The sequence below is a fragment of the Chryseobacterium viscerum genome, from assembly GCF_002899945.2.
Taxonomy (GTDB): Bacteria; Bacteroidota; Bacteroidia; order Flavobacteriales; family Weeksellaceae; genus Chryseobacterium; species Chryseobacterium viscerum.
In genome coordinates, this window is record NZ_PPEG02000003.1 from 153,383 (window position 1) to 166,562 (window position 13,180).

Sequence of the window (13,180 nt, forward strand, 5' to 3'; positions counted from 1 at the left end):
ATAAAAAAACACTGCCTTGGAGGCAGTGTTTTAGTAGAGGTATTGCTTTTTTTTTTAGCTTTCTAAGAGGAATTCTTTGTAGTTTCCGAGAAAATCAACATTTGCATGGATAGATTCTAGCTCTTTAAGGGCGTTGCCATGTAGAACTTCTTTCCAGGGGCCTTCGACATTAATAAAAAAGAAATAATTGCCCAGTCCTGTTTTCAAGGTTCTGGATTCAATTTTGCTGAGGTTCATCTTTCTCCATGCAAAAACAGATAAAACCTGATGAAGCCCACCGGGATGATCTTCCGGAAGAGTGATCAGCATTCCTGATTTTTCACCTAAAGTTTCCAGATGATCATTTTGATACATGTTCTGCTGCTTAGAGATGATAATAAACCGGGTGTGGTTTTGTTCAAAATCCTGAATATTACGGTTGATAATTTTCAGTCCATATAAATTGGCTGCAAATTGGTTGGCTACTGCTGCAATAGCAGTGTCCTTGTTCTCTGAAACAAATTTTGCAGCGGCGGCTGTAGAGGAAAAGTCCTGTTTTGGAATCTCCTTATAATGAGTATCCAGAAAATGGAAGCTTTGTGCAAGAGCTTGTGGATGTGAATATATTCTTTCAATATTCTCAATAGAATTTTCCGGATGAATCATAAGGTGATGCGCAATAGGCATTACCGCTTCTGCTTCAATCTTAATAGACGGAGTCTTATATAAATAGTCCAGCGTCATCGAAACGGTTCCTTCAATAGAGTTTTCCAAAGGGACAACCGCCTTTACTGCTTCTCCGTTTTCAACAGCATTAAAACAATCCAGAATACTGGCTTGTGGTAATAGCTCGTTATCAGGAAAAAGCTGCGCTGCGGCAAGCTGGGTAAAACTGGCGTGAGGTCCCAAAAATGCAATCTTCATAATATTAATATATATAGGGATGATTAAAATAAAGCTACAAAGGTGCGAATTAATTCATAAATGGAACTTAATGTTCAGGGTTTTGGGTTTAATGTTTAGAGTTTCGGGTTACGAGTTACGGGATTGTTGTTGCGAGTTACTACTATCTAGTTTCTTTTTTGCCGCTGGTCTCATTAGATTGTCATTATCTTGAATCTTGGCTCTTGAATCTAGAATCTTAAATCTTGAATCTAGAATCTCATCTCTCCATTAATATTAGACTGAGTACTTTCCCTGCAACCTGCAACCTAACATCTGCCACCTACACCTTCCAATTCTTCTCAATCAGTTCCATCAAAAAATCCGGACACTTGATGACCTTATTCGTTTTTGCATCCAGAAAGAATAGAGTAGTGGAAGCTTCTGTTATTTTAATATGCTCTTCATTGTAAATTTCATATTCAAAATCAATCCTCACTCCCGGAATTTTTTTGACATAAGTATGAATTTCTAATTTTTGATCATACAAAGCGGGTCGGATATATTTAATTTTATATTCCGAAACCGGAAGCCAAATTCCTTGGTTTTCAATTTCATCGTATGAAATTCCTATGCTTCTGAAGAGCTCAACTCTTCCCACTTCGAGATACTCTGCGTAGTTGCCATAGTATACATATTTCATCGGATCTGTCTCTGCGTAACGTACTCGTATTGAGTGTGTTGTGTGTATCATTTTAGGTGCTAAATTATACATACAAATATATTTTTAAATAATCAATAGCTGCAATATTTTTTTTTGAAAAGAAAAAATTGGACCTTTGTCTTCCTTCTAAACACAGTACAAACAAAGAATAATCGGGGCATAAAAATGGATGACAATTTAATGATGATATGGCAGAAATGCCTTCAGTTTATGCGTGATAACCTGAACGCAGCTGAAGACAATTCTGACCTGAAAAAACTTGAAAAATCTTTCGATATGTTATTTGATAAGATTCAGCCGCTTTCATTAGTAGCTAACAATCTTACACTTATCGTACCGAGTGATTTTTACAAGGAATATATTGAGGACAATTACTTATCCTTGCTTTCTGCTGCCCTGAAGAAAAATATAGGAAAAGGAGTGAAATTATGGTATTCTGTGATGGAAAACAGACCAAAAGGTGAAGAAAAGCCAGTTACCATGAACATCAAGGGACAAAGTGTTCCCACTCCAAAAACTCAGGAAACAATGCCACAAGGTTTCTCTGCAAATATTGTAAATCCTTTTGTGGTTCCTGGAATAAGAAAAGTAAATATAGATTCTAATCTGAAACCTGACTATTCATTTGATAGTTATGTAGAAGGAGAAAGCAATAAATTCGCAGCTACTGTAGCCAGATCCATTGCAAAAAGACCCGGTGCAACAGCTTTCAATCCGTTATTCTTATATGGAGGGTACGGAGTTGGAAAAACTCACTTAGGACAGGCTGTAGGTCTTGAAGTAAAAAATCAGTTTCCAGACAAAGTAGTTCTTTATCTGTCTTCTGAAAAGTTTATCCAGCAGTTTATCTCTGCTGCCAAAGCACACAAGCAGACTGAGTTTGCTAACTTCTACCAAATGGTAGATGTACTGATCATTGATGATATTCAGTTCTTATCAGGAAAATCAGCAACACAAGATAGCTTCTTCCATATTTTTGATCACCTGCATCAGAACGGAAAGCAGATTATTCTTACTTCTGATAAAGCGCCTGCAGATATTATGGATATTCAGGACAGAATTGTTTCCCGTTTCAAATGGGGGCTTTCTGCAGAAATTAAATCTCCGGATCTATCTACAAGAAGACAAATCATCGAAGATAAACTAAGCAGAGACGGAATCGTTCTTCCAGGAGATATGCTGGACTTCCTTGCTGTTGAAACAAAAACCAATGTAAGAGAACTGATCGGGGTCATCAACTCCGTGATCGCTTACTCTACTGTATATAAGAGAGACCTGAGTCTTGAATTGTTGAAGGAGACCATCAACAGAATTGCTGCCAACCAGAAAAAAATCATCAATATTCCTTACATTCAGGAAGTGGTGTGTGATTATTTTGGAATCAAAAAAGAACAATTACTTTCAAAAACAAGAAAAAGAGAAATTGCATTACCAAGACAGCTTGCCATGTACTTCTCTAAAGAATTAACCAATTCTACATTTAGTAAAATCGGTGAGGAAATGGGAGGTAAAGACCACTCGACAGTAATGTATGCTTGTGATACCATCAAAGACGTATCGAAAATTGATAAAGAAATCAAGAAGTACGTAAAAGACCTTACAGAAAGAATCAAACAATAAACAGTGTTGAACTGAAATAAATTAAAATGAAGGATAGTTTTATTCTTCATTTTTTATTTAGTTTTGTCGTCACAAAGACTCTTTTTAAATAATTAGCATATGAAAATATTAATGGTTTGTCTTGGGAATATATGCAGAAGTCCTTTGGCAGAAGGTATTATGAAAACTAAGGTACCGGAAAATTTTGTAGTAGACTCGGCCGGAACCATTTCATTGCATGAAGGAGAACATCCCGACAAAAGAGCTGTTAAAGCTGCTGCAAACCATCATATTGATATTTCAAAACAAAGGTCAAGGCCTATTACCAAAGCTGATTTTAAAACCTTTGATAGGATTTATTGTATGGATGCTTCGGTATATCGTGAAGTTGCTTCCAGAGCAGAAAATAAAGAAGAACAACTGAAGGTTTCTTTATTTTTAGAGGCTGCCGGTGAATATGATAATACAGAAGTGCCGGACCCATACTGGGGTGATATGAAAGACTTTGAACATGTTTTTCAGTTATTGGATGAAGGGTGTGAAAAAATTGCCGCCCACCTGATTCAACCCACTCATAATTTATAATTCATAATCTATAATTTTTAATTAATCCCCTATGCTTTTTTTACTCCCTGCTTATTTATCAGAAAACACTTCTATTGATCACTTTTCACCTATTTTGAAGGATTATATCATGCAAACGGATTATTTCTTCGTAGAAAATGAAAAGACAGCGAGAAAGGTTGTGAAATTTTTTGCTCCGGAAAAGAAACAGTCAGATCTGAAGCTTTTCTTATTGGATAAATACACGGAAAATGCTGATATCAAAGAAGCTCAGGAACTGATGCTGAAAGGGCAGGACTTCGGATTATTATCTGAGGCTGGGCTGCCTTGTATTGCAGACCCGGGAAATCTTATTGTAAAATGGTGTCATGAGAAAAACATCAGAGTGATTCCGATTTCAGGGCCGTCATCTATTATTCTTGCGTTGATCTCCAGTGGATTCAATGGGCAGGAATTTACCTTCAATGGTTATCTTCCGATTGAGAAAGGAGAGAAAAAGAAACAGATCATGAATCTCGAAAGTCTTGTTCAGAAAACAGGCTATTCGCAGATTTTCATGGAAACACCGTATAGAAACAACCCGCTTTTTGAAGATTTGTGCAAGTTTTTATCACCGAATACAAAGCTGTGTATCGCTGCTAATATCAACGATCCTGAACATGAATTCATTAAGACAAAATCAATAAAAGACTGGCAGAAACAAAAGCCGGAACTTCATAAAATTCCTGCCGTATTTGTGCTGGGGAAATAGATAAAACTCCTTATAGTTCATAAATTAATAGGAATCTTTTAGAATTACAAGCTGGGAATTGGTCATCGGATCAATCTCCTAGCTTTTTTTTATTTATAAGAGTTTTTATTAATTCCTTAGAAATCATGGAACTAACATTGTTTTCCAGTTTCAATTTCTCTCTTAAGTTTTTTATTCTTGATTCAAACTCAATTTATTTCAATAATATGTGATTAATTTACTTGATTTTTCATATTTTTATGTTTTAAAATATTGTGATTATATGTTAATAATAATATGTTATGAATTGCTATTTTGTGTTTTAACTTGAGATATTAACTAATTTGATTTGTTTAATTTGATTTTTATTAAATATTTTATAATGTAAATTGTTTTGATAGATTTAAGCTAATATCCTTTACATTCCTTTAATTATTTAGAGTATAATGGTTTAAAAATTCATTTTTATACAAAATTGATCCAATAAAATCAACACCAAATATTTAAAATATGATGACACGTAAAATTTTTTTTCCGGTATTGCTCATGCTTGCGATGCTGGTACCTTCATTAATTCATCTGTCTGCACACGGATATGTACTAAGCCCTGCCTCAAGAGGATATCAGGGAAGCCTGGATAAAGCTTCGCTTGGCTATTCAGTGGCATTTGGAAAATACGGTTCTGTCATTAATGAGCCTGGTTCTCTGGAAGCGCCAAAAGGATTTCCTGCATTGGGTCCGGCAGACGGAAAGATTGCTTCTGCTAATGGAAGTATAGGAGGAGACACTACACTGGATCTCCAGACTGCCGACAGGTGGAAGAAAACCAATATCTCCACGGGTGTGAATGCCTTTATCTGGAAATACTCGGCATATCACGCGACTGCAAAATGGCATTATTACATGACAAAGCAAGGCTGGGACCCCAATAAACCTCTTTCCCGCCAGGATCTTGAACTTATTGGTACAATCGCGCATAATGGTACTCCTCCGCAGGATAATGTTTCTCATCAGATTACAGTTCCTGCCAACCGTACAGGTTACCATATTATTTTAGCGGTTTGGGATGTAGCAGATACCGTTAATGCATTCTATAATGTGATTGACGTTAACGTAACCTCCGGAACAGGAGTTTCGGCACCTGCGACTCCTACAGGACTAACACAAGTAGGAGTAACCAGTTCTTCTGCTAAAATAAGCTGGACTCCACAGCCTGATGCGGTATCTTATACTGTTTTCCGCAATGGACAAAGCGTACAGCAGGTAAGTGGGGCTGCATTTGAAGATACAGGCTTAACTGCCAATACGGTTTATACGTACGAAATACAGGCGAAAGGCTCTTCAGGGCTCACTTCAGGGAAAAGTACACCACTCAATGTAAAAACAAACAGCGAAGGGACAATTGAAAAACCTACAGCGCCATCCAACCTCCATTCGATGGGAGCTACTGAAAACTCCGTTTCACTCATGTGGATGGCTTCGACCCATACACAAGGCATCAAAAACTATCAGGTATTTGAAAATGGGATCAAAGTAGGAGAAACCGTTCAAACAAGCTTTTCACGAGCAGGATTAACGCAAGACACGGAATATCGTTATACGGTAAGATCTGTGGCGATGAACGATCAGATTTCTGACATGAGTAATGAATTAAAAGTCAGAACGAAGAAAATTACTCCAGGGAATGGTCAAACGTATTGTGGAGCAGAGCAGTATAATCCTGCCAATGCATATTCTACAGCCGGAGCAAAAGTTTTTTACTCTTGTAAAATCTGGAAAAACAAATGGTATGTGAATCCGGGAGAACTTCCGGGAACAAATATGGTATGGGAGGAAGTAAGTGCATGCACAGAAGGTCCAGGCTGTCAATCAAGCGGTCCGGTTACCTATTGTGGAGCACTAGAATATAGTCCGGCAAAAACGTATCCAACAGCAGGTACAAAGGTTTTCTATGCCTGCGAGATATGGGAAAATAAATGGTATGCTAATCCAGGAGAAACTCCGGGAAGTAATGCTGTCTGGAAAGTAATCAATGCCTGCACAGAAGGTCCGGGCTGTACGGCCGGTCTTACAAGTAGAGAAGGTGGTCTTTCAGTAATTGTATCTGATCATCTGATCAGTTTTTCACCGGAAGATTACTATGGAAAAATGAGTAGAGTGGAGGTAATTAATCCTGGTGGACTTCAGATGCTTTCTTCTGTTAACCCAACGAAAGGCGGCATTAATATCAGCCATCTGCAGGCCGGAATTTATTTTGTGAGAATTCATTATAAAGATGGAAGCAGCATAACGAAAACGATCCGAAAGTAATAAAGAAAATTTAAAATAAGAATAAAACGACCTTGTCATCAAGGTGGTTTTATTCTATGAAAAACTAATTCTTTTTTAGCTTTTCCAATAAAAATATTTAACAGCCCTTAACACGGCTATTGCATTATTTTTGTTCTTAACGTCATACTGGAAACAGTACAATTAAATTGTTGATAATGCAGTAGAAATCCGGGCATCGAAGATGCCCGGATTTTTTAATCAATTAATTTTTATCTTTTTTTCCAGATTTCCATTTCCTCCAAAAGAACACAATAAATGGAATGATTAAAAAGAACGGCCATAATGAAACCATGCCCAGCAGAAAACTTACAAAACTATTCCAGCCTTCAGTCAGAGAGTCAATAAAGCGGCTTCCAAAACCGATTTTTGAAGTAGCTGAACTTCTCACTTTCTCTTTATATAAGTTCAGGTTCAGGGTGCTGTAATTCACGCGGTCATCAATAAAACGAAGCCTGCCTTCAGCCACATCAATCTCATCTTCAAGCTCCCGGATATTTTCCTGAATTTCCAGCATATCTTTCGTGGTCGCAGCACTTTTAAGCATATCCCTGTATTTTTCAAGATATATTTTTTTATTGGCCAGTTTAATGGCCACATCGGTATATTCCTCTGTCACATCATTGGATGAAATATTTTTAGACAAAACAGATCCTACTCCGTTTGAAAATGAGCTGATCAATGCATCGAAGTTTTTATGGGGTACACGGATAATCAGAGTAAGGTTATCATCCATATCCGTATTTTGAAACTCTTCCTTTTGGATATAAGCATTGTTTTTCTTGATGATCTCATTCACCTGGTTCTGTGTTTTTTTAATATCACCCACCTGAATCTTCATATCTCCGTTTTTGATGATTTTTTTGGAGATCGTATCTGTTTTCTTTGGAGTATAAACTTCCTTGTTGGTTCCATTTTCATCGGAGGCTACCTTCTCAGAAATAGAAAGCGGTGGAGGCATAGGAGCAGGTGAAGAAGAAGGTGTTTTATCTTCGGTTAGAACTTCCGCTAGGTCGGCTTTCACTTCCTGTTTTTCACCACCTGATTTGCTGCAGTTGATCAGAATAAGACCTGATAATAGGAGAATAATGTTTTTCATGGGTATGTTAGTTTTTTAGGGATATGATCAAAAAGTGTGCTCAAAAATGGTCATTTGTAAAAATGATTAAAATGTAAAACAAAAGAATATTGAATGCTAATTCCATAAATAGTTTTAAAACCAGCCTGAAAAATTGCTGAGACTATAAATTATTTCTATTTTTAATTCATGAAAAAAAGTCTTTTAGCATTTGTGTTTTCACCATTTCTGATGTATGCCCAGGAAGCTCCGAAACTTACAGATGAGATGGCCATGAAATTGTCCGATAAACCTCTTCACTGTATCAATCAGGAATATCCGAATAAAACAGCTCATATCATCAATAATGCAGGCGAAGTTCCTTTGACTCCTAAAGCTCTTCACCCCAGTTTTTATGGATGTTTCGACTGGCATAGCTCTGTTCATGGACATTGGATGCTTGCAAGACTTTTGAAAACAAAACCCAATCTGTCTAGTGCCAAAGAGATTGAAAAAATTCTGGATGAATCATTTCAGAAAGAAAAACTACAGACAGAAGCAGATTATTTTACTAAATATCAGCTGACAGGAACTTTCGAAAGAACCTACGGCTGGGCATGGATATTAAAACTGGATGAAGAACTGACTAATTGGGATCATCCAAAAGCTAAAATATGGCATCAGAACCTAAAGCCACTCACTGATCAGATCCTTAAGTCGTGGAAGGTTTATCTTCCAAAACAGACCTATCCGAACAGAACAGGAGTTCACCCCAATACAGCTTTCGCAATGGCTTTTGCAATAGATTGGGCACGAGCCAATAAAGACAAAGAATTTGAAACTCAATTGATCGAAAAGGCGAAATATTTTTTCCTGAAAGATCAGAAAACACCAGCGTATCTGGAACCTGATGGTTCGGATTTCTTTTCGCCAAGTCTTGAAATTGCAGATCTGATGCGTAGAGTTCTTCCTCAAAAAGAATTTATAGGCTGGTTGAATAATTTCTACGAAAAAAGAAGTCTCGAAAATATTGAGAAAATCCCTGTGGTAAGTGATCTTAGCGATTATCAGACCGTTCATTTAGTAGGACTTTCTTTCTCTAAAGCATGGTGTATGAAAGGGATCTCGAAGGCCCTTCCTGCGAATCATCCACTAAAGAAAGACTTTCAGAAAAAAGCAGATGTATTTCTTGCCAACGGATTACCTTTATTATTCCAGGGAAATTATGGAGGAGATCATTGGCTGGCAAGCTTTGCGGTGTATGCTTTGGAAGATTAATATTTGATCCCGATCTTCTTAAGAATAAAACCTAAAAGCCAAATCGGTCCTATCAGAAGAAACTGTAGATCTCTGAGAAAAGAAGGCTTTTTTCCTTCAATTTTATGACCTATAAATTGGAAAATCCAGGTAATAACGAAAACAGAAAGATAAACCATCCAGGACTGCTTTCCGAAACTGATATTGGTGAGATAAATGAAGTGTTCCAATAGAAGCATGACAACAATCATTACGATGGCGATCAAAAGAGAAAGTCTGATATAGAATAAAGTGATCAAAACAATCACAAAAAGGCTTATGATGCTCATACATCCAAAGTAGGAAGCACAGAAATGAGGAGACGGAATCAGGGAAGCAAAGCCCAAAATTGTCCAGAAAATTAAAGGCACACAAATCCAGTGAATGAACTTGTTGGCCGCGTTTCTATGGCTTTTACTGTATTCTGCAAATAATAGATCAACCTTTCTCATACTGACAGGGAATTGGATTAACGCTAAAATAATAAAATTTTGTAATCACTGGTAAGATTGCTTACATTTGTCTTATGTCTGCCCTAGAAAAATTCGGAGTCGATATTTTTACGGAACGTAATATTTTCGAGAGAATTGCTGTCGATAAGCCTTTCCGTCCCGATAATCCTGCTTTTATTTTTATTAAATCAGGAACAATAAAACTTCGTCAGCATTTCAGTGACCTGGAAGTTTCTGCCAATATGTTTATGGTGACCGATCCGCAGACCATTTATGAAGTGGTTTCTGTGACAGACGATTTTCAGTCCCGGATGGTTTCTTATAAAAGAGAATTTATTTCGGCTTTATCATTGAAGTTTAACCGTTTGATTACCTATCGTTATTTCAGACAGCAGATGAACAAAGGCGTTCCTTTTCCTGAGGACGAAATGGAAGTTGTCTGGAAAAGTGTCAATTTCCTGAAATATATTCTGGATTCTGAGACCGAAATGCTCTATAAGAAAGAAATGGTGGAGCATCTTTTCTCTGTTTTCTGCTATCAGATGGCGGGCATTATTTCCAAGGAAGATAACAGCTCTATGAATCAGATGTCCAGGCAGGAAGAAATCGTGTTTGTGTTTCTTACTGATATTGCAGAACATCATCTTACAGAAAGGGCGGTCGAGTTTTACGCCGAAAGACAATCAATTACAACCAGACATCTTTCTTCCGTTGTGAAGACCATCACAGGCAAGTCTGCTAGTCAGGTCATTGCTTTAATTGTCATCAATGAGGCTAAAGTACTCTTAAACTCTTCTAGCAAACCCGTTTCAGAGATTTCTTCTATTCTCGGATTTAGCGATCAATACTCATTTTCTCACTTTTTCAAGAAACATATTGAAGTAAGCCCTACACAGTACAGGCATCAGTTTGAAAACTAAAATCTTACATTTGAACATCTTTTTCCCGAAATCAAACATTTGATTGATTTTGTTGTTGTTATAACTTTGCTTCTGTAAAACAAGGTAAAATGACAAAGAAAATAAAAACAGCACTATCCGTTTTGATAGCAGCTTTTCCTGCGCTGTTTTTTTCACAACAGATCAAGCAGATGACCGCAGGTGAGGTGGCGGAACTCGCTGTTCAGAATCATCAGCAGCTTAAAGTTTCCGCACAGAACATTGGTATTGCAAAACAAAGCACAAATGTTGCTAAACTTCAGAAACTGCCCACTATCACAGCTTCTACAAGTCAGTTCTATTTAGGAGACGCGGTAGCAATCGATAAGGATTTTTCAAACTCTACAACAGTTCCTATGCCGCATTATGGAAGTTCTTATGCTGTACAGGCAACACAGCTGATCTTCAAAGGTGGATTGGTGAACAAATCGATTGAAATGGCAGGGCTTCGTGAGCAGCTTTCCGAACTGGACTTGGAGAAAAATAAGCAGGAGGTAAAATTTTTAGTGATTTCCAATTATCTGGATGTCTATAAAATCATCAACCAGGAAGATGTGTTTCAGAATAATAAAAAGCTGGCACAGGAACGTCTTAAAAATATCCAGAAGTTCTACCAGCAGGGGATGGTAACCAGAAATGAAGTGATTCGTGGAGAGCTGGCTATCAAAAACCTGGATCAGGGAATTTTGACCCTTTCAAATAATAAAAAAATACTTAATTATAATTTAAATATCGCGCTAGGTTTATCCTCTGACACAGAAATTGTTCCTACTGAAACTTTAAACAATAAAGAAGCAGGAATAGGGATAGATTACTATACCAATCTTGCTCATGAAAGCAGCCCATTGCTAAAATCTGCCAAGAAAAACATAGATGTTGCCGATAAAAATATTGAGATTATAAAAACAGATAATGCGCCTACTGTAGCCGGATTTGGAGGATATACTCTGCAAAGACCTATCACAACAAGAAACCCTGTTTTGGATATGTATTCAGGAGGCTGGCAGACCGGTGTTTCTTTGAGTTATAATATAGATACCCTGTATAAAACGAAAGAAAAAGTAAAATTAGGAACCCTGCAAAAAAATCAGGCGAATGATGCAATGACTCTGGTACAGCAGAACGTAGATATGGGAGTGAATGCAGCCTATACAAAATATCAGGAAGCGATTCAGCAGGCGGATATCCTGAATGATTCCAAAAGACTGGCAGAAGAAAACTATAAGATTACGGAAGCCAAATATCTGAACCAACTGGCAGTACAGGCAGAAATGATTGATGCCCAAAACCAGAAACTACAGTCAGAACTTGATTATGCCAACGCTGAAATCAATGTTTTGTATCAGTATTACAACCTTTTGAAATCTACAGGAACACTTTAATTTTTAAAACTGAAAATCAACACAATGGAAAACAAGGGACAAACCACTCAAAATACAACGACAGCTCCGGCAGCATCCACTGCTGAAAACAAGAAAAAGAAAAATAAAACCAATAAAATCAGAGCCATCATCTCCAATATCATCGTTTTTTTGGTGATCGGTTTCGGATTATTCTGGTTGATCCGTGAATATTTTCATATCGGAAGCAAAACCTATACAGAAGCAGCACAGGTAGAGGAATTTATTAATCCAATTAATACCAGAGTGTCTGCTTATATCAAAGAAATTAAATTTATTGAACACCAGCATGTAAAAAAAGGAGATACACTGGTTATTCTTGATGACCGCGAAATCATTACCCAGTTAGGACAGGCTGACGCTGCTTATCAGAATGCCATGGCTCAGAAAACGGCCACCAGTTCCTCTGTGAACACGGTTTCCAATAACATCAACGTTATGCAGTCTAATATTGCCGGAGCAAAAGCCAGATTGTGGAATGCGGAGCAGAATTTAAATCGATATAAAAACCTTTTAGCAGCTGAAGCAGTAACAAGACAACAGTACGATCAGATAAAAACAGAATATGATGCTCAAAAGGCTGCTTATGAAACATTAGTGAATCAAAAGCAGTCGGCAAATCTTTCCACTACCGAAGTGAAAAGCAAATTGGGAATCAATGATGCAGAGATCAAAAGAACAAAATCTGCTTTGGATATGGCGAAAATAAATCTTTCGTATACGGTGATCACAGCGCCTTATGATGGAGTGATGGGAAGAAGAACCATCTCTGAAGGTCAGCTGATCCAGCCGGGACAGCAGGTTGCTACCATTGTTCTGAACGGTCAGAAATGGGTAACAGCCAATTTCCTGGAAAGCCAGATGCCAAATATTAAAGTAGGAGAAAAAATAGCAATGACAGCCGATGCTTTAGGAGGACAGAAATTCGAGGGAGTCGTAACAGCCGTTTCTGCGGCTACCGGATCAAGATATTCAAGCGTACCGACTGACAATTCCACCGGAAACTTCATCAAAGTACAACAGAGAATTCCTGTAAGAATAGAATTCACCGCTTCCAATAAAAAAGAAGATCTGGATAAACTGAGCGCAGGAATGAATATGAATGTGAATATCGGCCAGTAATTAAAAGATTTAATCATTGAAAGATTAAAAGATTGGAAAATACGGACGTTAAGCTGAAAACTTTCAGCCACTAACTTCTAGTTTCTAACCTCTAACTTCTAAATTAATC

General features: G+C 37.4%; 12 protein-coding genes. 8 read left to right on the forward strand and 4 right to left on the reverse strand.

Annotated elements, in window-relative coordinates:
• Window positions 1-54 precede the first annotated feature (54 nt).
• Together pheA and C1634_RS07280 are read right to left on the reverse strand one after the other, a co-directional pair.
• The gene (gene pheA / locus C1634_RS07275; RefSeq protein WP_103234262.1) at window positions 55-903 is read right to left on the reverse strand and encodes a prephenate dehydratase; all 849 of its coding nucleotides are present in this window, start codon (window positions 901-903) and stop codon (window positions 55-57) included.
• Between the two features lie 301 nt (window positions 904-1,204).
• Window positions 1,205-1,615, reverse strand: coding sequence for an acyl-CoA thioesterase (locus C1634_RS07280; protein WP_103234266.1), 411 nt, complete (start codon window positions 1,613-1,615; stop codon window positions 1,205-1,207).
• A 135-nt stretch (window positions 1,616-1,750) separates the two neighbouring features.
• Here C1634_RS07280 and dnaA point away from each other — a divergent pair, with 135 nt between their 5' ends.
• The 4 genes from dnaA (at window position 1,751) to C1634_RS07300 (ending at window position 6,788) form a co-directional block, all read left to right on the forward strand.
• Window positions 1,751-3,205, forward strand: a complete 1,455-nt coding sequence (gene dnaA, locus C1634_RS07285; RefSeq protein WP_109738306.1) for a chromosomal replication initiator protein DnaA — start codon at window positions 1,751-1,753, stop codon at window positions 3,203-3,205.
• A gap of 99 nt (window positions 3,206-3,304) precedes the next feature.
• On the forward strand, window positions 3,305-3,769 hold the full coding sequence (locus C1634_RS07290; protein ID WP_103234264.1) for a low molecular weight protein-tyrosine-phosphatase: 465 nt from the start codon (window positions 3,305-3,307) through the stop codon (window positions 3,767-3,769).
• A 31-nt stretch (window positions 3,770-3,800) separates the two neighbouring features.
• Complete coding sequence (locus C1634_RS07295; RefSeq protein WP_103234265.1) at window positions 3,801-4,499, forward strand: SAM-dependent methyltransferase; 699 nt, start codon at window positions 3,801-3,803, stop codon at window positions 4,497-4,499.
• A 489-nt stretch (window positions 4,500-4,988) separates the two neighbouring features.
• Window positions 4,989-6,788, forward strand: a complete 1,800-nt coding sequence (locus tag C1634_RS07300) for a lytic polysaccharide monooxygenase (RefSeq protein ID WP_109738141.1) — start codon at window positions 4,989-4,991, stop codon at window positions 6,786-6,788.
• A gap of 223 nt (window positions 6,789-7,011) precedes the next feature.
• On the opposite strand, the gene C1634_RS07305 is transcribed toward C1634_RS07300, so the two are convergent.
• Window positions 7,012-7,905, reverse strand: a complete 894-nt coding sequence (locus C1634_RS07305; protein ID WP_109738142.1) for a DUF4349 domain-containing protein — start codon at window positions 7,903-7,905, stop codon at window positions 7,012-7,014.
• Between the two features lie 168 nt (window positions 7,906-8,073).
• On the opposite strand from C1634_RS07305, the gene C1634_RS07310 reads away from it, so the two are divergent.
• Complete coding sequence (locus tag C1634_RS07310) at window positions 8,074-9,141, forward strand: DUF2891 domain-containing protein (protein WP_103235023.1); 1,068 nt, start codon at window positions 8,074-8,076, stop codon at window positions 9,139-9,141.
• On the opposite strand, the gene C1634_RS07315 is transcribed toward C1634_RS07310, so the two are convergent.
• Window positions 9,138-9,611: an Mpo1 family 2-hydroxy fatty acid dioxygenase gene (locus C1634_RS07315; protein ID WP_109738143.1), complete on the reverse strand. Its 474-nt coding sequence runs from the start codon at window positions 9,609-9,611 to the stop codon at window positions 9,138-9,140. The two genes, C1634_RS07310 and C1634_RS07315, sit on opposite strands and share 4 nt — an antisense overlap.
• Window positions 9,612-9,685: 74 nt before the next feature.
• Between C1634_RS07315 and C1634_RS07320 the strand changes: the two genes are divergently transcribed.
• From C1634_RS07320 to C1634_RS07330, 3 genes are all read left to right on the forward strand, one after another.
• Window positions 9,686-10,531, forward strand: coding sequence for a helix-turn-helix domain-containing protein (locus tag C1634_RS07320; RefSeq protein WP_109738144.1), 846 nt, complete (start codon window positions 9,686-9,688; stop codon window positions 10,529-10,531).
• 89 nt (window positions 10,532-10,620) lie between these two features.
• Complete coding sequence (locus C1634_RS07325) at window positions 10,621-11,931, forward strand: TolC family protein (RefSeq protein ID WP_109738145.1); 1,311 nt, start codon at window positions 10,621-10,623, stop codon at window positions 11,929-11,931.
• 24 nt (window positions 11,932-11,955) lie between these two features.
• Window positions 11,956-13,071 carry an HlyD family secretion protein gene (locus tag C1634_RS07330; RefSeq protein ID WP_109738146.1) on the forward strand — a complete coding sequence of 372 codons (1,116 nt, stop codon included), beginning with the start codon at window positions 11,956-11,958 and terminating at the stop codon, window positions 13,069-13,071.
• The last annotated feature ends 109 nt before the right edge of the window (window positions 13,072-13,180 follow it).